General features: G+C 55.5%; 13 protein-coding genes. 4 read left to right on the top strand and 9 right to left on the bottom strand.

What is annotated here, in order from left to right; translation table 11 throughout:
• Positions 1–239 precede the first annotated feature (239 nt).
• A complete protein-coding gene (locus tag AO242_RS15035; RefSeq protein WP_176560633.1) occupies positions 240–2,732 on the bottom strand; it encodes a UvrD-helicase domain-containing protein in 2,493 nt (830 codons plus the stop codon).
• Positions 2,733–3,011: 279 nt separating this feature from the next.
• Between AO242_RS15035 and AO242_RS15040 the strand changes: the two genes are divergently transcribed.
• On the top strand, positions 3,012–3,707 hold the full coding sequence (locus tag AO242_RS15040) for a pirin family protein (RefSeq protein WP_027898526.1): 696 nt from the start codon (positions 3,012–3,014) through the stop codon (positions 3,705–3,707).
• A 187-nt stretch (positions 3,708–3,894) separates the two neighbouring features.
• Here the strand turns inward: AO242_RS15040 and pgm are convergent, their stop codons facing one another.
• The 4 genes from pgm to AO242_RS15060 all read right to left on the bottom strand — a co-directional run bounded on the left by pgm (position 3,895) and on the right by AO242_RS15060 (position 11,692).
• On the bottom strand, positions 3,895–5,535 hold the full coding sequence (pgm, locus tag AO242_RS15045) for a phosphoglucomutase (alpha-D-glucose-1,6-bisphosphate-dependent) (protein WP_099269344.1): 1,641 nt from the start codon (positions 5,533–5,535) through the stop codon (positions 3,895–3,897).
• Between the two features lie 131 nt (positions 5,536–5,666).
• Complete coding sequence (locus AO242_RS15050; RefSeq protein ID WP_099269396.1) at positions 5,667–7,967, bottom strand: ATP-dependent DNA helicase; 2,301 nt, start codon at positions 7,965–7,967, stop codon at positions 5,667–5,669.
• Between the two features lie 550 nt (positions 7,968–8,517).
• Complete coding sequence (locus AO242_RS15055) at positions 8,518–10,023, bottom strand: hypothetical protein (protein ID WP_099269345.1); 1,506 nt, start codon at positions 10,021–10,023, stop codon at positions 8,518–8,520.
• A 640-nt stretch (positions 10,024–10,663) separates the two neighbouring features.
• A complete protein-coding gene (locus AO242_RS15060; RefSeq protein ID WP_099269346.1) occupies positions 10,664–11,692 on the bottom strand; it encodes a zinc-dependent alcohol dehydrogenase family protein in 1,029 nt (342 codons plus the stop codon).
• A 364-nt stretch (positions 11,693–12,056) separates the two neighbouring features.
• Here AO242_RS15060 and AO242_RS15065 point away from each other — a divergent pair, with 364 nt between their 5' ends.
• Positions 12,057–12,971, top strand: a complete 915-nt coding sequence (locus tag AO242_RS15065) for a LysR family transcriptional regulator (RefSeq protein WP_099269347.1) — start codon at positions 12,057–12,059, stop codon at positions 12,969–12,971.
• A 775-nt stretch (positions 12,972–13,746) separates the two neighbouring features.
• Complete coding sequence (locus tag AO242_RS15070) at positions 13,747–14,943, top strand: two-component system sensor histidine kinase NtrB (RefSeq protein ID WP_257153442.1); 1,197 nt, start codon at positions 13,747–13,749, stop codon at positions 14,941–14,943.
• Between the two features lie 419 nt (positions 14,944–15,362).
• Here AO242_RS15070 and AO242_RS15075 read toward each other — a convergent pair whose 3' ends face one another.
• The 4 genes from AO242_RS15075 to AO242_RS15090 form a co-directional block, all read right to left on the bottom strand.
• On the bottom strand, positions 15,363–16,523 hold the full coding sequence (locus tag AO242_RS15075) for an L-talarate/galactarate dehydratase (protein ID WP_099269348.1): 1,161 nt from the start codon (positions 16,521–16,523) through the stop codon (positions 15,363–15,365).
• A 37-nt stretch (positions 16,524–16,560) separates the two neighbouring features.
• The gene (locus AO242_RS15080; RefSeq protein WP_099269349.1) at positions 16,561–18,081 is read right to left on the bottom strand and encodes a tripartite tricarboxylate transporter permease; all 1,521 of its coding nucleotides are present in this window, start codon (positions 18,079–18,081) and stop codon (positions 16,561–16,563) included.
• Between the two features lie 11 nt (positions 18,082–18,092).
• Positions 18,093–18,584 carry a tripartite tricarboxylate transporter TctB family protein gene (locus AO242_RS15085; protein WP_099269350.1) on the bottom strand — a complete coding sequence of 164 codons (492 nt, stop codon included), beginning with the start codon at positions 18,582–18,584 and terminating at the stop codon, positions 18,093–18,095.
• 64 nt (positions 18,585–18,648) lie between these two features.
• Positions 18,649–19,623 (bottom strand): tripartite tricarboxylate transporter substrate binding protein, encoded by a 975-nt coding sequence (locus AO242_RS15090; protein ID WP_099269351.1) that lies wholly within the window; start codon positions 19,621–19,623, stop codon positions 18,649–18,651.
• Between the two features lie 732 nt (positions 19,624–20,355).
• Between AO242_RS15090 and AO242_RS15095 the strand changes: the two genes are divergently transcribed.
• Positions 20,356–21,690 (top strand): MFS transporter, encoded by a 1,335-nt coding sequence (locus AO242_RS15095; RefSeq protein ID WP_099269352.1) that lies wholly within the window; start codon positions 20,356–20,358, stop codon positions 21,688–21,690.
• Positions 21,691–21,716 lie beyond the last annotated feature (26 nt).

Here is a 21,716-nt window from a genome sequence, read left to right on the forward strand (position 1 = left end):
CTTCCTCGAATAGGCCTTATACATAGATGCAACCGGGTAGCAGTGTTCAAAAAGCGGGTTGAAAGTAGGGGCGAGTCCATACATAGGACCGGCTTCAGCCGGGAGGGCGTCGGGATATTTACCCAATATCCTTCGCCAGAAATACCCCCCTCCCGGCTAAAGCCGGTCCTACGAGATTGCAGGCAAACACAGAATCTTCACATAAAAACAGTGCTGTCTCAGTGACATTGGGGCGATATCTAAATGTTTTCCTTACGACCACGCCTGTCCTCGAAAAACGGCTTGTCTGCCGGTATCCGGTCCGACGCCTTGGTCGTATTCACTCCTTCCTTCGCGCTGCCATCGATATACCAATAGCAATGCCGCACGGCCCGGGTGATCGCCACGTAGGCCAGCCGCAGAACCTCGTCTTTCTGCGCATTGTCGAAAGCATCGGTATCTCCGGGATTGCCTAATCCAGCCTGACGGTAAAGCTGATTTTTGTACGGCGAGTGGGTCAGATGCTGACAATCGCCCAGCAGGAATACTGCGTCAGCCTGCAGACCTTTAGCACTGTGATAAGTCAGTTGTTTAAAGCGGCGAGATTGAGGCGGCAGCGCATAATCTGCATTCACTAAAGCTTGTAACTTACTGGATAACATAGCTTTATCGCTGCTCTTTCGGTACAGCAACAGGATCGAATCACCGTCGTTGTAGTGCTCGATCAAACGCTCGGCCAGGGCCTCGTCATCTCTCTCCAGCACCGTAACCGGTAGCAACTCCTGCGCCGCACCGCTGGCTTTGGCTTTCTTGCCCGCAATGGCAGGTGCCGCGCGCACGATGTGCTCGGCCGCATCAATGATGTACTGATGACTGCGGTAATTGTCACTGAGCATGACCTTGGTGGTCGCAGGCGCAGGAAACTCCTTGGGAAACTCCATGAAGAACTTCGGTGAGCTGCCACGCCAGCCATAGATCGATTGCCAGTCATCCCCGACACACAGCAGCGAGGCATGCTGCGCGGTCCGCCCGATATGCAGATCAGACCCGCGACGCCGAATTTCACGCAAACAGGCGCGCACCCACGAAACGATCTGCGGCGAGACGTCCTGAAACTCATCGATCATCAAATGGGCCAATGGCCTGAGCTGATGATCGCCCACCAGCTTCAGGTTTTCCGGCGAGTTCTCGCCAAACAGGGCGAACATCCGGTTATAGGTCATCACTGGCGGCGTCTGGGTCAGCAAGTGATTTTCGAAGGCCTTCCAGAACAAACTTAGCGCTTCAAAGAAATAGCGGTCGGGATCGTTATTGGAAAAGCTCATTTCGGCAACGGCTGCGGGCACATCCAGCCCCAGATTTTCGATAAAACCCGCCGCCGCAACAAAGCTGTCCAGCAACGGCGCGGCGCTCAGATCGCCCTTGACCTTGTAATCGAACCCAGGCCCGGCAACGGCTGCGCCTGACAAGGATTGCAACACACGGCTACCCGCCTCATAACTATCCAGCCAAATCAAAGGCTTGCGGCAGAAAGCTTGAAACAGCGTGCGCTTGATGACCCACTCCGCCCAGATCGGCAATTTCGCTCCCGGGCGTTTCATCTGCTGGTCTTCGGATGGGTCAAAGCCGAGTACCACCCAGGCATCCAGCTCTGCGATATAGCCGTGCAGATGAAAGCCAAAGCCGTTGATCTCGACAGTCTGCCGCATGGGCTCGACGCCTTTGATGGGCCAGGCCCTGGCACGAATCCACAAGTCTTCGATGGTGTCGCACAGCTCTTCATCGCGTTTGGCCGACAACTCGGTGACCGTCACCCGTTTCTGTACATCGGGGTGGTCGCGCTCCAGCTCCTTGAGCTGCAGCGCCTGGCGGTACAACGGTGCCATCACATCGCGGAAACGTTCGTTACTGGCATAGAGGTCGCGATAACACAGGTTCAGTTGCTGACGCTGAGCGTCATTGATGCGCAGATCAAAAGGATTGCTGTCCGCACCCTCCTCCAGTCCCGCCGTGGATTGAGCGCCGAGGTTTTCAAAAGCAGTGAGCTTCTCAAGGCCCGGCATGCTGCGCACCAGCGGCAGAATCCGCGAGTGAAAGGTACGCACCACGTCCCGCGCCTGCTTCTGGTCCAGACTCAGACCCCAGCAGGCAAATATCTCGACCAGTTTATTGACGAAGTCCTTGCGCGACTCGCGGGTGAAGGTCACCACGGTCATGGAGTCCAGTTCGAAACCCAGGTAATGACTGAGCAGCAGGATGCGCAACACCAGCGAAGTCGACTTGCCCGCGCCCGCCCCGGCGATGACGTAAGTCGATGGCGTGTCACTGAAGATCATCTTCCACTGCGCAGCGCTGGGTTGCGCATGGGCGGGTAACTTCTGCCCGACGTCGGCCTTCATGCGTTTCTTGATGTCCGCGCTCAGCGGCAGACGCCAGTCATCGAACAAATGATCATCGACTTTCGGCCCACGATGCTCATTCGGACGCGTGTCGCGGATTACCAGAACCTTGCGGCCCTCTTCGATACCGTCCAGGTGCCCCTCGGCGTAGCCCTCTTCGACACCCTGCAAGTGACCGTTGAGGTAACCGTCGGCATGGCTTTGAGTCCAGGACGGTGGATGTTGCGCGCCCAGACGATTCAACCCGCGCCCCAACAGTCGCGAGAGCAAGCGTTTGATCAGAGACAGCTGGTTGGGTGGCGTCAGATCGGATTCGGTATGGGCGGGAACATCAACAGGCAGATTGTCTGGCACGCAGGCTCCAGGGCACAGGTAAAACAAAAGTGGCCTATGGTCGCGCGATTCGACTTTCAGCTCCAGTAAATGCTTTTCGATCAGGCAATTAGCCGATCAAGTGCAGGTCAAGTAGAGAATAACTGCCACCTTAAATATCGAATTAACAGATAGCTTAAAGCGAGTATTTACGCTTTTTATCGATACATATTTGATCAATCATGGCTGCCATCGATAACCGAACAACGTTCAGCAGCCCGGGCCTACAATCATGCCCGCTTCTGCACAGGAGGCCACACCATGCTGCAATTACGACCTTTCAACACTCTGGGCGGCGCCAACCACGGCTGGCTGGACGCACACCACCATTTCTCGTTCGCTGAATATTACGACCCAAAACGCATGAACTGGGGTCAACTGCGAGTCTGGAACGATGACGTGATTCAAGCCGGTACCGGCTTCCCGAAACATCCACACCGGGACATGGAAATCATCACCTACGTTCGTGAAGGTGCCATTACTCACGAAGACAGCCTTGGCAATAAAGGCCGAACCGAAGCAGGCGATGTCCAGGTGATGAGTGCCGGGACCGGTGTCGCTCACAGCGAGTACAACCAGGAATCGACAGCGACCAAAATCTTCCAGATCTGGATCATGCCGAATGAAACCGGCGCAGCGCCTTCCTGGGGTGCCAAACCGTTTCCGAAAGGTGATCGCGAAGGTTTCGTGACCCTGGCAAGCGGCAAATCGGGTGATGACGTAAGCCTGCGTATTCGAGCGGATGCACGTCTGGTGGCCGCCAACCTGAAAGCCGGCGAAAGTGCCGAATACCAGATGGATGCCGGTCGACGCGCTTACCTGGTACCGGCGACCGGCAGCATTGAGGTCAACGGTTTACAAGCGAACGCCCGGGACGGCGTTGCCGTTGAAGACGAGCGCGTACTGCGAGTGACGGCTATCGAAGACAGCGAAATCGTACTGGTCGACGTGGCTTGAGTAATCGCTGCACATGAAAAAGCCCGGACTCTCGCGAGTCCGGGCTTTTTTGTGGAAAGTTTCAGCTTGAAACGCAGCCCCGTAGGACTGGCTTCAGCCGGGAGGGCATTATTTCTGGCGAACGATAATTGCTGAATGTACTGGCCCCCTCCCGGCTAAAGCCAGTCCTACAGATCACCTGAATGCATCAGGCAATCGCGGCATCCACCAGTACCTGAGCTTCTGCTACCAGACGCTTGAGGTGCTCTTCACCGATAAAACTCTCGGCGTAGATCTTGTAGATGTCCTCGGTACCCGATGGCCGCGCAGCAAACCAGCCATTTCCAGTCATCACTTTCAAACCGCCAATCGCCTGATTATTGCCTGGCGCATGGCTGAGAACGCTCAGGATCGGCTCGCCCGCCAGTTCCGTTGACTTGACCTGATCCGGCGACAGTTTGCCCAGCGCCGCTTTCTGCTCAGGGCTGGCTTTGGCTTCGACGCGTGTCGAGAACGGCTCGCCCAGTTGCTCAGTCAGTGTCTGGTAAATTTCGCTGGGATCGCGACCTTTACGAGCAGTGATCTCTGCAGCCAACAGCGCAGGAATCAGACCGTCCTTATCAGTGCTCCAGACCGTGCCGTCCTTGCGCAGGAACGACGCACCGGCGCTTTCTTCGCCGCCGAAACCCAGCGAACCATCGAACAGGCCTTCAGCAAAGAATTTGAAGCCGACTGGCACTTCGTACAGGCGACGACCAAGACGCGTAGCGACACGATCAATCATGCCGCTGCTGACCACGGTTTTGCCAACCGCTGCGTCCGCACGCCAGCCCGGACGGTTCTGGAACAGATAGTCGATAGAGACTGCCAGGTAATTGTTAGGAGCCAGCAGACCACCCGTTGGGGTTACGATCCCGTGGCGGTCGTGATCAGGATCGCAGGCAAATGCAACCTGATACTTGTCTTTCAGGCCAATCAGGCCCTGCATGGCAAAGTTGGATGACGGGTCCATACGAATGCGGCCGTCCCAGTCAACGCTCATGAAGCGGAACGTCGGATCGACGAACTGGTTGACGACATCCAGATTCAGACCGTAGTGCTCGCCAATAGCCGACCAGTAACGCACCCCGGCACCGCCCAACGGGTCTACGCCCAGGCGCAGACCTGCGTCGCGAATGGCGTCCATGTCGATGACGTTCTTCAGGTCAGCCACATAGGTATTCAAATAATCATGACGATGGGTGGTGTCGGCACGCAGTGCTCGTTCGTGAGTGATACGGCTGACGCCCTGAATTTTTTCCGCCAGCAGTTCATTGGCCTTGGCTTCAATCCACTTGGTGATATGGCTGTCTGCCGGACCGCCATTGGGAGGGTTGTACTTGAAGCCACCGCTTTCCGGCGGGTTGTGCGACGGCGTGATGACGATACCGTCTGCCAGGCCGGATGTGCGGCCACGGTTGTAGCAGATGATCGCGTGGGAAACCGCCGGGGTTGGCGTGTATTCGTCACCTTCGGAAATCATCACTTGCACACCATTGGCGGCAAGGACTTCCAGTGCGCTGGCAGCGGCCGGCGTGGACAAGGCGTGTGTATCAGCCCCCAGAAACAACGGTCCGTCGATGCCGTTGGCCTGACGGTACAGGCAAATCGCCTGACTGATCGCCAGAACGTGCCACTCGTTGAAGCTGAGTTCGAACGAGCTGCCACGGTGGCCGGAAGTGCCAAACGCTACGCGCTGGGTCGAAATCGATGCATCAGGCTGGCCGGTGTAATAAGCGGTAACCAGTCGCGGAATATCGACCAGCAACTGAGGTGGTGCCAGCTTGCCGGCGAAGGGACTGAGACTCATACAACCTCCATGAAAAGCAGAATAGAAATAATGCTGGCTGCTGTACGACACAAGAAAACGATCAGCGGCGCGGCAGTTTACTGGCAGTTGGACCTTGTTGCTCGGCTATCGATCCCTAAGTCGTTGAACGTTCATAGCTGCCACCAGCGCGGGAGTAACTGACGCACCTTCGGCTCGGCAAATCGATCATCGATCAGCATGACCACGCCTTGATCCTGCTGCCCTCGAATCACTCGCCCCGCCGCTTGCACGACCTTTTGCACCCCTGGGAAGAGGTAGGTGTAATCGTAGCCCGCGCCGAACAACACAGCCATGCGTTGCTTGATCTGCTCATTGACGGGGTTGAGTTGAGCCAGCCCCAGCGTCGCAATGAATGCACCGATCAATCGCGCGCCCGGCAAGTCGATGCCTTCGCCAAACGCGCCACCCAGTACGGCGAAGCCGATGCCCTGACTTTCCAGGGTGAAACGATCGAGAAAGCCCTGACGATCACTTTCGCTCATGCCTCGCGCCTGCTGCCAGATCGGGATTTTTGGATGGCTTTGCTGCATCAAATCCGCGACTTGCTGCTGATAATCAAAACTGCTGAAGAACGCCAGATAGTTGCCCGGTCGAGCCTGAAACTGTTCAGACAAAAGCTCCACGATGGGCGCCAGTGACGCCTGACGATGGGTGAATCGTGTGGAAATACGACTGATGATCTGCACGTCCAGCTGTTCGCGACTGAAAGGCGATTCCACATCAATCCACGCGGTATCCGTGGGTAAACCCAACAGATCAGCGTAATAGTGGCGCGGACTCAGGGTTGCCGAGAACAACACGCTGCTCCGGGCCGCTGTAAGCCTGGGTCGAATGAAACGGGCAGGCACTACATTGCGCAGGCACAATCTGGAATAGCTGCGCTTGCTGCTCAGCGCCCTTTTGCTGATATCGAACACAAAATGCTCGTCGAACAACTCGGCGATGCGCACAAACGCAATCGCCTCAAAATAAAAGTTTTGCAGCGCGCCATTCATTGCATGAGGGTGATCATTGAAATAATCCCCCATGGATGCGACGCACAGGTTCAGGCTTTGCAGAAATTTGCCCGGGGTTTCGGCATAGGCCTGATACGGAGCAACCTGCTCCTTGTGCAGCGCATTCCATTCACGATTCAAGCGTTGCAGGGTTTTCTGCAACGCTTCGGGTGCCGTCTGGCGCAACGTGCTCAGGTTCTGCTGATCCAGGCTGGCGCTGTACATCTGCCTGGCTCGCTCGACCATGTTGTGGGCTTCGTCAACCAACACCGCAACGCGCCACTGATTGAACTGGCTGAGCCCGAACAACAAGCCGCTGAGATCGAAATAGTAGTTGTAGTCAGCAATCACCACGTCCGCCCAGCGCGCGATCTCCTGACTGAGGTAGTACGGGCAGACCTCATGAGCAAGTGCCACATCACGCATACCGGCCTGGTCCAGCCACGGAGCGTACAACGCAGCACTGCGCGCCGCCGGCAAACGGTCATAAAAACCCTTGGCCAGCGGGCAGGAATCGCCATTGCAGGCTTTATCCGGATGCTCGCAAGCCTTGTCCCGGGCGACCAGCTCCAGCACGCGCAATTTCAACTCCGGCGCACTCGTACGGATCACTCTCAACGCATCCAGCGCCAGCTTGCGGCCAGGCGTTTTGGCGGTCAGGAAGAACACTTTGTCCAGCTTCTGCGTCGGCGCAGCCTTGAGCATCGGAAACAAAGTGCCAATGGTTTTACCAATACCGGTGGGCGCCTGCGCCATCAGGCAACGGCCGGTGCTGACCGCCTTGAAAACCGATTCCGCCAGATGACGCTGACCGGTACGGAAACTCCCGTGAGGAAATTTCAGCTGGTTTAACTGTTGATTACGCCCACTGGAGTGCTCCAGCTCCTGCTCTGCCCAGCGCAAAAATATGGCGCAATGTCGCTGAAAGAATGCCTGCAGGGTCGGCGCGGTAAAGCGCTCACGAATTAACGTTTCCTGTTCGGTGACAATGTTGAAATACACCAGTGCCAGATTGACTTCGTCCAGCTGCAATTGCTGGCAGAGGAGCCAGCCGTAGACCTTCACCTGCGCCCAGTGCAACTGCCGGTGATTGTCCGGCATCGTTGACAATTCGCCGCGGTAAGTCTTGATCTCCTCCAACTGGTTCAGTGCCGGGTCATAACCATCGGCCCGACCACGAATCCTCAGTTGCTGATATTCACCCGACAGTGAAACCTCTGACTGATAACCGGGACCGCGTCGCGCCGCAACACTGCGATGCCCCGCGATGCCTTCCTGTGCGGTAGGAGATGGCGTGAAGCGCAGATCAAGGTCGCCTGCTTTGGCGGTGAACTCGCACAGCGCACGCACCGCGACAAGATAACGAGCCTGATCAGCGGGATCAGGCGCCAGGGAGCGCAGCTCTTGAGTGCTGATCCCGGTTCCTGTTTCAGAGCTGATGGATGAAGAAATGACGGTCACAACCTGAAATGCCGGTACTGGATGGGCATACAGATAACAGCACCGGTTATATCTGGCAAATACAAATGGATCGGCGGGGCCTGGATGATTCAGGTTATGCAAGGATCTTTGGGGATTGCTCTATGCCCTGGCGCAGCGCAATTCCCCAAGCAAACACTGGACTGTAGGAGCTGCCGAAGGCTGCGATCGCGGTTTATCAGGAGAAATGCTTCGCAGCCTTCGGCAGCTCCTACAGAAAATGCATTTCAATCCAGCAGTTTGCACGTTGTTTGACGAGAGCCGCCCCGGTGTCACTGACACCGCGCTGTCGCGCAGCAAACATTGGATCTGTAGGAGCGCACGAGCACCGCGAGGCCGCGATGGCGGTGTATCAGACAGGACGCAATCGCTGCCTCGCGATGCTCGTGAGCTCCTACAGAAAATCATTCCAGGTCAAGTGATTGCATTTTGTTTGATAGGAGCAGCTTCAGCCGCGAGAGCGTTTCACGGCCAGGCGACCGCGCGGTCAACGCCCCGAAAGCACCTCAACGACATTGCTACCCGTTTGCGGGTCGACGGTCATGACCCCTCTCTTGTCGGGATCGGAGGCGCGCACCCGGGCAATGATGGAGGTCGGGTCGTTGAAATCCACGCGTTTTTTGCGGTACAGGCTCTGCAAGCCTTCAAGGGTCAGCCCGCTTATATCAACCAGCCATTGCAGAACCTGATCGGGTGCGGCCATGCCCTGCAAGGCTTTATGCAAGTCCGGCAAGGCGACCAGCATGCCGGGATGCAGACGCCGCAGGAAACCCTCTAGCTCTCGCCCTTCATTGACGAAAGGCGAAAACAGCAGGCAAATCAGCTGTGCTTCGCTGACCCCAAAACCTTCCTGCGCAAACGTGGCCGCCAGCTCGCGACGGGACGCAATGCCCTCCTCGCTGGCATAGGCGCTCATGGCCTGATCGATCAGGCGTTGAGGCATGCCTTTACTACGCATCATTGCTTTGGCCAGTTGCAAATACTCCTCGACACCCTCGGCATAACTACGCCCCTGGACATACTGCACTTTCAACCCGCGCATGTGCGCCATCAACAACGGGTTTGCGCAATCGGATTCACTAAAACTGAATGCAAGGTCCTCAAAGCGGAACCCCAGGAATTCGGTCAGCAGCTTCCAGTGCTCTTCGGCATTGCTGACGATCAGGTCAGAGATGGCAATGAATGCTGGCGCCCCCGCTTTGTTTGTAACGCTAACGGGAGCGATCAACTGGTCCCCTGCCTCATCATTTGTCCCGTACAGCTCCTGCTGGTAGGACTGGCTGATGCTGCCAACAACACTCAACATCGTGTTGAAATTCTGGTTTCCCGAATCGCTGAAACGATGCGCAGTACCGGGCGCCAGGCGCATGACCCACGTGACGTACTGTTTTTGCTCCTTGCGCGAATCGCCACTCACCACCGCATCGACCCCGCCGCCCCAGGTGGTAGCCAGCTCAAAGAACTCGGCGATGCCCAGGTAACAGCTGTTGCAGAACGTGGTCCGGCCGTCCCCGGCAGAAACATGACCATTGACCAGCATGTCCGAACGATTCTGCTCCCGTCCGGCACGGGACATGGGCACATCGGGCTCAAAGACTCTGACCACCTGATGATCAACCTCCAGCAGTTCCACTCGAGGGTCGTCATGCAGAAACAGTGCTGAATAGGTCCGCTGGATATTCTCCATGACTGCCGGGGTAATGCCGGCATGGCGCATGTTGGCGACACGCAGGTTGAAGGTGGCAGGTGCGCGCCCGGCAATGCTCAACTGGGCGGCTCGCAGCAGCGCCACGGTATAGGCGCTGTCCTTGCCGCCACTGAAGGGCACCAGCACATTGAAACTTGAAATACGCTCAATGCCGCCTGCGGCCACGATCAATCGCTGAATCAGCAACTGCAGCGCCGTGCGCTCTGCTCGTCGAAAATAACCCAGCAGCCGCTGCAGCACTTGCTGATAGACGTAGTTCATCGCCTGTTCGTGAATGGAGCTCATGCTGATGCACTCCTTTGCATTCCCCAACGAAGTGCGTTGCAAGAAAGGAGTTTAAAATCGGACAGCCTTGAAAAATCATAATTGACCATGACTCATTCCCTGAGTGGTAAAAGCACCCAACTATTATCGATATTAATTTGGTAATTACAAGATGTGAAACAGGAATTAAAGAGGCGGGATTAGTGCGTTTAAGTTTGCAAACATTAAACGTGTTAGTTTAATTTTCTGTTTATAAAATTTTATTATTGAGGTGCTTCATAGAGCCTTTGCGCAAGGCCGCGGTGCTGCAATGGCAGCCTTGAGGGCGTCATTTCACTCGGGAATGCGGTGTCTCAGGGCTGCTGCCTTCGCGAATGAATTCGCCCCCACAGAACATCGGGTTTCAAACCATGCACTTGCGAGTTTTCGATAAGCAGGTATTCAACTCCAGCGAGACGCGACAGATAACACACACTCAAACGCATAAGCATTGCCGCGCTTTCGCAGATTCGTTTAATGATTGCCTGCACATACGAGCAATAGCGCACTGAATGTTTAAACGCTGTGAAATAACGCTCGCATTAAGGACTAAAACCAAATATCACACAGCAAAATGCCCTCCATCGTGGAGGGCATTTCAAGGGTGAAGCAACCAGCGTGATCAGGCCTGAGGCTCTTCCACTTCCAGCACTGCACGGCCACCAATCGGGCAACCATCCATGTAGCGGTGCGCCTGAACCACATCACTGAACGCGAAAACCCGGGTTTTAAGGGGTTCCAGCACACGGTCGGCCGTCAGCTGATTGATGTCACGCAGCGCACGTTGCAATGCCGCGTCATCCTGAGTGATCCCCAGTTCCGGCTTGCCCGTGAAGTTACCCAGGCAATGTACGAAGAACTGAATGTTTTTCTGGAACGCTGCACAGGCCGGGAATGGCGTCTGATTACCGCCTTGCAGGCCGTACAGCACCAGACTGCCACGAGGAGCAAGCACATCGCCCATGATCGACATCTGTGGACCGCCCAGACCGTCGAGCACGACATCGACACCGCGATTGTCCGTGTACTTGTTGACGGCCATCAGAAGGTCCTGCTCTTCGGTGACCACGACTTTGTCGGCGCCCAGAGACAACAGGTACTCGCGAGCGTCGTCGGTCTTGGTGACCGCGATCACTTTCAAACCCAATGCCTTGCCCAACTGCACAAACGAAGGTCCCGCACAGTGGCTGGCGTCTGTCACCAAGGCTGTTTGCCCAGGCTTGATCCGCGCCAGATCAACATATGCGAAGTACGCTACGAGCAACGGCGTGTAGTGCACGCTGGCCTCAATAGGGGTCAAAACATCGGGATAACGCGTCAATGAAGTACGCGGCATAACGATGGTTTCACCGTAAACCGGATGCTGATTCGGATCGGCCGCAGGGAAACTGGCAACCTTGTCACCGACCTTCAGGTCATCGACGCCCTCACCCACTGCAGTGACAACACCGGCCATTTCCTGACCGATACCTGCGGGGAGCCGTGCCTGTGAAGGCGCCAGGTTCTGCCGCCATAGCACGTCGTACCAGCTGATACCGATCGCCTGGACACGTACCTGAACCTCGCCGGGTGCTGGCAACGCGACCGCATGCTCTTCGATCTTGAGCACCTCGGCTGGACCAAACTGATGAAAACGGATCGTGCGGGACATTTCGAACCTCGCCTAGAAAACCTTGATGCCATGAACTCTATCCGGGCTCTGCCGGTAACACTATCAGTGGCTATTAATAGTCGACATGTCTGTCATCGATTGTCATAGGTTTCGCATGGATATTCCCAGGCCAATCGTCAAACGCTCATGGGCGGCCATTGTTCGCATGTCAGCCGGACAATGCAACCCGCAGCGTTGCCGGGCGTCTGGCGCGCCGAAAATTTATGAATGCGCAAAGGTAGCGTTTGCTCGTACTATTCACGCCCGAGATGTGTCAGCTAGATCCACCCTGCTTCACCAGACAGCTGCAAGTGTTCCGCTGTTTGCACACCATCGCATTGATCAACGGCCGAGATCTCCCGCCATGAACCGCAACGACCTGCGTCGCGTCGACCTCAATTTGCTCATTGTCTTTGAAACCCTGATGCATGAGCGCAGCGTGACGCGTGCGGCCGAAAAGCTTTTTCTCGGCCAACCGGCGATCAGTGCTGCCCTGTCGCGCTTGCGTGGCCTGTTTGACGATCCGTTGTTTGTGCGCACAGGTCGCAGCATGGAGCCAACGGCTCGGGCAACAGAGATCTTCGCCCTGCTCTCGCCAGCCCTTGATTCGATTTCCACAGCCGTCAGCCGCGCTTCGGAGTTTGACCCGGCGACCAGCACCGCAGTCTTCCGCATCGGCCTGTCGGACGATGTGGAATTCGCCCTGCTGCCGTCCCTGCTCAAACGCCTGCGTTCCGAGTCACCGGGTATCGTGCTGGTCATCCGCCGGGTCAACTACATCCTGATGCCCCCACTGTTGGCGTCCGGCGAGATATCCATCGGCGTCAGCTACACCAGCGACCTGCCGGCCAACGCCAAACGCAAAGTCCTGCGCCGCAGCAAACCCATGCTGCTACGCGCCGACACCATGCCCGGCGCATTAAGCCTCGAAGACTTCTGCTCCCGCCCCCACGCACTGGTTTCCTTTGCAGGGGACTTGAGCGGCTTCATCGACGAACACCTCGAGAAGCTCGGCCGCAAACGCCACGTCGTCCTCGCTGTCCCGCAGTTCAACGGCCTGGCCACCCTTCTCGCCGGTACCGACATCGTCGCCACAGTGCCCGACTATGCGGCCGCTGTGCTGACTGCCGCTGGCGGAGTAAGAGCTGAGGCACTGCCTATCGAGACTCAAACCTTCGAACTGCACATGGCATGGCGTGGGTCGCAGGATAATGATCCGGGTGAAAGGTGGTTAAGGTCGCGGATTCAGATGTTTTTTGGGGATCCTGAGAGTCTTTAGAAGTCTCAGGACAGGCTATTTATCTGATTATTTCTGACTTTTCATAGACCACGGAGCTCGATTCACTTCCAGTGCATTGCTATATTGGGGGCATATCTGAGGGCATGCTTGGGATGGTTTGAAAAGGATGCCCCCAGCCTTAGGCTGAACAATCTTTGTCTCGAAAAATCACCTGCGACAGTTCCCTACCTTCGTTGAATACTCAACGTCGAGACAAAAGTCTCTCCAGATTAGGCACCAGGCGTTTTATCAAGCCTAAAGTACTGCCGCCTGATGTTAGGTAGCGGCCCCTGCCATATAATCGACTTTTGAGTTTCGGAGCACGGACAAAAATATCGGGACGTTTTGATATTTAGCAGCTTGGGCTACCAAACCCCGAGACGGGAAAATCCAGCATAATCAGTGTGTTGACGTAGCCAAAATGGCGAAAGCATAGAGATTCTAACTCTCGGACATGTTACATGTCGGCAATTTCCAACTATAAAATTTTTCTTTAAAACAATCAGATACATATTTATAAGCTCTACAACACAGCACTTGTACTGCCCTATAAATCGCATTCTCTCGCCCTTAGGCACCTTGTTTCGGAACGTCATTTGCGTGGTCATCAGGCGGGTCGTGGCTAAAACTACGAACTCCGCATAGCGACCAAGCGAATGTCACGATGTTCGAACCTCTTAGCGAGTTTTCTATTAGGTGCTGGCGCATTTACACCAGATTGACATAATGCAGACCGGCCATCCGGCCGCATGCTTCTTTCTACACAGGTACACCCATGGCGCTTGAGAGTGATCGCCGGCTTACAGAGGGTCCTTGGAATGCCCGGTACAGCCAAGATTTGATAGAACATCTTCCCGTCGGGCTATACATCTGCAATCAAGATGCCGTCGTGGTCGCCTACAACATAAAGGCGGCGGAAATCTGGGGGGAAACCCCAGTCAAAGGTGATCCAGAAGTGAAATTCTGCGGTTCCCACAAGCTTTACATGGGCGACGGCACTTATTTGCCCCATGATCAGACACCAATGGTCAAGGTCCTTGCTACCGGCGAGCCGGCCCTGAATTTAGATGTCATAGTTGAACGACGTGACGGCAGCCGGCGTAATGTTATGGCAGACGTTACTCCTCTATTTGATGAGTACGGCATTCAGATCGGTTTTTTGAACTGCGTACAAGACGTCACTGTTCACCGCCAGCGCGAGGAAGAGCGGATCAGGATGGTAAGCGATCGCTTCCAGGCCCAAAAGATGGAAATCGTTGGGCAGCTGACAACCGGCATTGCCCATGACTTCAATAATATGCTGACAACCGTAACCGGCTCGGTAAGTCTTGCGGAGCACTACCTCAAGAACGACAAACCAGAGCACGCTGAGAAACACCTCGGCAACGCTATACGCGGCGCTCAAACCGCAGGGGCTATGACTGCTAGGCTTATGGCTTTTTCGAGACGCCACGAACTGAGTTCACAGGTGCTCAATGTGAATCCGTTGATCCTATCGTTGATCGAACTTGGTAGGGGCAGCCTGGGATCAAAGGTCAAGTTTGCAACTGAGTTAGCATCCGATCTTTGGCTGATCAATGTGGATCCGCATCAACTCGAAAGCGCCCTGTTTAATCTGATGATCAATGGCAGGGACGCCATGCCGACCGGTGGGACCATATCAATCCGTACCTGCAATCTTGAGGTCAGCGAGCTTATGGCTGCCAAAGGTGCCCTCCTGATTACCGGGCAGTCATGTGTCCAAATCCAAGTATCCGACACAGGGACGGGAATGCCGGCCGGTCTCATTGAGCGGATTTTTGAGCCTTTCTTTACAACCAAAGCAGAGGGCAGAGGAACAGGGCTTGGACTGTCCATGGTCTATGGATACGTCATTCAGGCAGGCGGGTTCATTACCGTCGACAGCGAGGAAGGCAACGGCACAACGTTCTCGCTGTTTCTACCCAAGGACAGTCACCCAGATGCCGCTTGAGTAATGAGACCCAGCTAAATCCCACGTAATAAGCATCGGTAGGCGCACCCCGGAAGGGGCTCTACCGATGCGCTACGTAATAGAAAAATCTTTAACCCATTGATCTATATAAAGCAACTTGCTTGTCATCAGTTACTCTCGAGCCCGCCTGTTCAGGCCGAACGGATCTCTGCCATCTAGTAACCCCTGATGAGTGGCCGCAGCGGGAATAGCGGTGACACCAACATTGGTCTGCTCCACATGAAAGTCATCATCTTCTATTTTATCGACCGGCCAGAAAGAAAATGTCAGTTGGAGATTTTTTCCTCTACTAGGGTAGCTTCCTATCGGAGATGTTCTTCAAGTAGTTAGAAGCCTGAATGCACGCGGACTAAATCGGCCGCCCGATGTGCAGCACACACCGGGTGACCAAAGTTTATTCAAGGACGAATGCCAACTTCGGCTTCTTGCGCTGTCCACGGTTTGACCTGCTCGCTGAGTGTCAGGCCCAAGCCCGGACGCTTAGGAACCAGCATGCGGCCGTCACGGGTTTCCAGGCGCTCGTTGAAGAGCGGCTCAAGCCATTCGAAATGTTCGACCCACGGCTCGGTGGGGTACGCAGCCGCCAAGTGGACGTGTAACTCCATGGCAAAATGCGGAGCCAACATAAGTCCCGCTTGCTCGGCCATTGAGGCGACCTTAAGGTAAGGGGTAATGCCACCTACTCGTGGTGCATCGGGCATCAGGAAGTCAGCGCCGCGATGCTTGATAAACTCGGCGTGCTCGGCAACGCTGGTAAGCATTTCACCCGTGGCAATAGGCGTATCGAATTGTTGAGCCAGAGCAGCGTGGCCCTCAGCGTCATAGCAATCCAGCGGCTCCTCAATCCAGATCAGGTTGTACTCTTCGAATTGGCGGCACATTCGCTGGGCAGTCGGGCGGTCCCATTGCTGGTTGGCATCAACCATCAGAGGGAAGTTGTCTCCTAGATGTTTGCGCACGGTGCTGACACGCTCTATATCGATGGCACAATCCGGCTGTCCGACTTTCAGTTTGATACCACCAATGCCCTTTTCACGTGACAGATCAGTGTTCTTCATCAACTGGTCAAGCGGAGTGTGAAGGAAACCGCCCGAGGTGTTGTAGCAGCGTATCGAATCACGTTCTGCGCCAAGCAATCGGGCTAGCGACAAGTTGGCGCGCTTGGCTTTCAAATCCCACAGTGCCACGTCGAAGGCACCAATGGCCTGAGTGGACATGCCGCTGCGGCCTACCGACGCACCGGCCCAGCAAAGTTTGGTCCAAAGCTTGGAAATGTCACTTGGGTTCTCCCCAATAAGCGCCGGGGCGATTTCCTTGGCATGGGCGAATTGACCCGGCCCGCCTGCACGCTTGGAGTAGCTGAAACCAAGGCCACGGTGACCATCAATGGTTTCGATTTCAGCGAACAGGATGGCGATCTCGGTCATCGGCTTTTGCCGTCCCGTTAGCACTTTGGCATCGCTGATGGGGTTGGCCAGAGGCAGAATTACCGAAGATACCCGAACCCAGGCAATACGATCCTCGTCGGAGGACTTGATAGATTCTTGTTGTGCAAGCATGGAGCTCTCCTTAGCAGTGATGAAGTCTTGAAAGAGATCAAGTGCGCAGAATCTCGTCGATCGCACTCTTCTTCGGACGCATGGCGCTGTAGACCTGCCAGATGATGAAAACCAGCGCCAGACCCAGGAACGAGGCAGCGATGGGGTTGGCAAGAAATGCCAGGAAATTGCCATCCGACAGCATCAGTCCACGACGCAGGTTGGTTTCAGCCATAGGCCCCAGAATGAAACCGATAATAAAGGGTGCTGCGGGCATGCCCGCCTTGACGAAGCCATAGCCAAGGACACCGAACAACAAAATCGACCAGACATCGAACAGGCGGCTGGACAAGCCAAAAGCTCCGACGACACAGAGCACCAGAATGATCGGCAGCAAAATGTGTTTGGGCACATCCAGCAGTTTGATGAACAGGCGCAGGCCGTAGAATTCCATGAATAGCATCATGAAGGTGGCGACGATCAATGCAGCAAAGATCGTGTACACCAGCGGACCCTGACTGATAAACAGCAGCGGCCCTGGCTGGATACCGTGTATCAGAAAACCGCCCAGCATGATCGCGGTAACGGTGTCACCGGGAATACCCAGAGTCATCAAAGGCATCATGGCGCCGCCGATACCTGCGTTGTTAGCCGTTTCACTGGCTACCACCCCACCGATGTTGCCTTTGCCGTAGGACTCTGGATCCTTGGCGCGCTTCTTGGCGATGATGTACGCCACCAGGTTTGAAGTGCCCGCACCAATGCCCGGCAAAATGCCAATTCCCAAGCCTATTAGCCCCGAGCGAAAAGCATTGGGAATCTGCTGGCGAAACTCTTTGAGTGAGAAGCCGAAGCCTTTGATGTTTTTCATGCTCACAGAGCGTGCCTTGCCCTGCTTGGCGTGTCGGCCGTTTTCCGCAAGCTTGATAATCTCGGCCACCGCAAACATGCCGATCATCACCGTGAGCATGGAAAAGCCACCGTTCAGTTCAGGGAAGCCGAAGGTGAAGCGGCGGATCGCTTCAACCGGAGCGATGCCCACAGTAGAAACGGCAAAGCCCAATGCGCCTGCGAATAATCCTTTGGCCATGGACCCCGCAGACAGCGTGGCGATCAGGGTCAAGGAAAACACCGCGATCGCAAAATATTCATGAGGACCGAAACGTAAAGCGACCTTGGCCAGCTGCGGAGCGATGAACATTAGCGCCGCAATACTGAACAGGGTGCCCAGGAAGGAAAAGACGATGCCAATGCCCAGCGCCTTGACGCCATGGCCCTGCTCCATCAGCGGCCCACCATCGAACACCGTCGCAATTGATGAAGGTGTCCCGGGAATCTTGAGCAAGATCGCTGAAATGAGACCTCCCGAGGTGGCACCGATAAACAGCGACACCAACAACGAAAGACCGGCCTGAGGCCCCATGGTAAATGTCAACGGCAGACACAGTGCGACGGCCATGGTGGCAGACAGACCGGGCACGGCACCGAAGACAATGCCCACGGCCACGCCGATGGCCATCAGCAACATGATATTGATTGAAAAAACAGCACCGAAGCCTTGCTGCAACAAGTCGAGCATGCTCGATACTCCTAGAAGTTCATCAGGCCAGCGGGCAGCATCAAATCGAAGGCCTCGCGAAACAGCAGGTAGATGACGGCCGAGGTCGCCAAGGCGATCAGGGCGTAAGTGACGTGTCGTACCTTATGGTCGTGCGGCGTCAACACGATGAACTGCAGATAAAGATAGACCACGGTCATGATCGGAAAACCGACCGGGTTCATCAACGCGATATAGCCCACGATCAGCGCTAGCGTCTTGACCACGGTTTTCACATCAATGGCAGTGTTCGTCTCATCTGCGTCGACCTGAGGGAGGTTGTCCGCCGGTGCTTGAGGTGTGGAAAAAGCACTGACGAGTTGTATGACAGCAAGGAGGCAGAGCATCCCCGCCAACAGCGCTGGAACGAAAGCCGCATCGATACCGGAGTGAGTCGGTAGTTTGAGCGTCATCAGTAAGTAGGCTAGCGCGGTGCCAAGCATCGCAGCGCCGATAATCAGCTCTTTTTTCTTGCAAGTAGCCATCGGAAAACCTCGGTAAATAATCCACGCGACACGGGCTGGCGATAAGGCCAGCCCGTCTCAGGTCTCACTTGGTGCGCAGAGCATCCTTGAATTGCATGAAGTCATCGCGGGTCTTGGCGAGGATTTTCTTGGATTCTTCGGTCCCGTAGTAGGCAACCGGCTGCTTGAACTTCTTCAGTTCCTCGGCATATTCGGGGATTTCGCTGATCTGTTTCATGATGTCAGCCATCTTGCCCACAATCGCTACGTCAGTGCCCTTCGGGAACGCTACGACATAAGGTTTGTCGATGGTGAAGTCGACACCTTGCTCCTTGAAGGTCGGGACATTACCCAGCATAGCGTTGCGTTCGTCATTAGGCTGGCCCAGAGCGACCATTTGCCCGCCGTTGACGTAGTCCTGTACCGAGCCGTAACTGATGGCGCCGAGGTCGATGCGCGCGCCAAGTAGCGCGACAACTTTCTCCGATACGGTGCCGGCATCAACCATCTTCAGTTTGACGCCGGTGATTTTCTCGAACATCAGGCCCTGAATGTGTGAGAAGTTACCCATCTCGGTGCCGTAGGTAACGCTTTCTGGCTTGGCCTTGGCCTTGGCGATCAGGTCCTTGACGCTGGTCACTCCGGATTGAGTAGAGGCCACGAATACCGCGCCCTTGTCGACCCCGGCGATGCACGAGATATCAAACGCTTCGAAGCTGTCATCAGAGAGCCCCGCCACTTCGTTAACGATCAGTTGCCCTGGATGCGTGAAGAGGATCGTGTTCCCGTCCGCTGCCGCACTTTTTACCTGCTCAGCCGCCAGCGTGCCACCGCCTCCGGCAACGTTTGTCACCACCATGGTCTTGCCGGTGATCTTGTTGAAATACTTAGCCATCATGCGTGCGTTGAAGTCGGTATCGCCGCCGGGGTTGGCGATGACGACAACTTGCACCGGGCGAGTTGGCCATTTCACATCTGCTGCGAAGGCCATGCTGTTTGAGGTGATAGCACCCATGCCAACAAGTGCAGAAAGGAGAGAGACGCGAAGTGTTTTTATCATTGGAATGCTCCGATTTTAAAAAGCTGACCGAACGTGTGGGCTCGGCGAAGTTGTAACTCTTTATGTCGGCACACCGAATTACATACGGGTGACCGCTATTAGGGGTGGGTGCATTAGGCGTTCAAGGCGTTCCCCGTCATTGCGCAGGTCGCTACTGCACAAATCAGAAACAGTGAATCGACCGCTGATAAATGAACGCACAGTGGCCCGCGAACTGCTGGTTGGCAAAGACCTGTGTGTGGAGAATTGGAAATGCTGAGCGCCCTGCTCTGCCGGGCTTTGCAGCCAAACGACGGCATGGTCTGGGCGTGAACATAGATGGGGAATCAAGGAATACTGCGTGCTGCTTTCAAGACGCGCGACGAGGGTCGTCAGCATGATCTGAGCCTCAATTATTATTATTTTTTGTCATATGTTGTCATATGACTTGAGCTTTTCTACCAAGCAGCCGTACTGCTGTCAATGTGCGATCGGCTGGTGATAAATACCTTTCAACTGTCTGTCGTGAACTCCGATCATAGAAGCGCTATGGCTTCAGTCCCAGAATTGAAGACATTCAGGCACGAATAACTTCAGGTCAGTTAAAAGATGTGTTTTTTTGAGTCGTACGATAACTTACCCGTCTCGGACTATCCCAGCTCATGCTGACCAGGCGAGCAGGCGTCACCGGTCAGCTTCGCGGAGTCGAAAACAAAAATAACAACGTGTTCGATCATTGGAAGATCAAGCCATATGCCTGAAACCAAACCGGGCCGGGTCCGTTACTCGATCCTGCTGATGCTGTTTTTTGTCACATCAGTGACGTTCGCCGACCGCTCCAGCCTGTCCATTGCCGGTTCTGCCTTGCAGGCTGATTTAGGAATTGACGCGCTGACCCTCGGCTATATTTTCTCGGCGTTTGGCTGGGCCTACGTGATCGGCCAGATTCCTGGAGGCTGGCTGTGCGACCACTTTGGTGCGCGTCGGGTGTACGGCATCGCGCTGTTCAGTTGGTCGCTATTTACCCTGATACAGGGGTTTGTCGGCGTGTTACCGCTGAGCTGGACAATCGTCAGCCTGTTCCTCCTCAGGATGGCGGTGGGCTTTGCCGGCGCCCCCTGTTTCCCAGGTAACGCCCGGATAATTGCCGCCTGGTTTCCAAGCGCAGAGCGCGCCACGGCAACGGCCATTTCCAGTTCAGCGCAATACTCTGCCACGGCGATCTTCGCCCCCTTGATGGGCTGGGTCGTCCAGGCCATGGGCTGGCAGTACGTGTTCATCGTGCTCGGTGGATTTGGTCTGCTGTTCAGCATCCTCTGGTTCAGGGTCATCCATGGGCCACGTGAGCATCCGACGATCACCCAGGCCGAATTCAGCCATATAGCATCCGGTGGCGGATTGCTGGACCTTGAGCCTCGCGTGGGTGATGCCACCGAATCGCAGTGGCGTTACCTCAAGTTGCTACTGAGCCACCGAACGCTGATAGGCCTTTACCTGGGCCAGTACTGCAACAATGCGATCACCTATTTTTTCCTGACGTGGTTCCCCGTTTATCTGGTGCAGGCGCGCGGCATGACCATCCTGTCCGCCGGTTTCTTCACCGCCTTGCCAGCGATCAGCGGTTTCGTGGGTGGCGTCCTGGGAGGTTTGATATCCGACGGTCTGCTGCGTTGGGGCTATTCCCTCACACTGGCCCGCAAGCTCCCCATCGTCTGTGGCCTGCTGCTGTCGAGCAGCATGGTGCTGTGCATTTACGTTCAGAGCGACGCAGCCGTGGTCGGGCTTATGGCCCTGGCATTCTTTGGCAAAGGCTTCGGCTCGCATGGCTGGACGCTAGTCGCCGATACCTCGCCGCGCCAGATCATCGGCCTCTCGGGCGGTCTGTTTAACACCTTCGGCAACTTGGCGGCGATCACTACGCCAATTGTGGTTGGTTATCTGGTCAGTCGCACCGGCTCGTTTGATTCGGCGTTGGTTTACGTCGCGGCCAACGCTCTGCTGGCGGTGTTTTTCTATCTGGTTGTGGTGGGCCGTATTTACCGGATTGATCTGGAGAATGGGTCGGGCGGTTCGGCCGTCAAGGATTGAACTCATCGGTTTTCATTTTGGGCTAA

Origin of the sequence: Pseudomonas sp. ICMP 561, from assembly GCF_002699985.1 — a bacterium.
Classification (GTDB): domain Bacteria; phylum Pseudomonadota; class Gammaproteobacteria; order Pseudomonadales; family Pseudomonadaceae; genus Aquipseudomonas; species Aquipseudomonas quasicaspiana.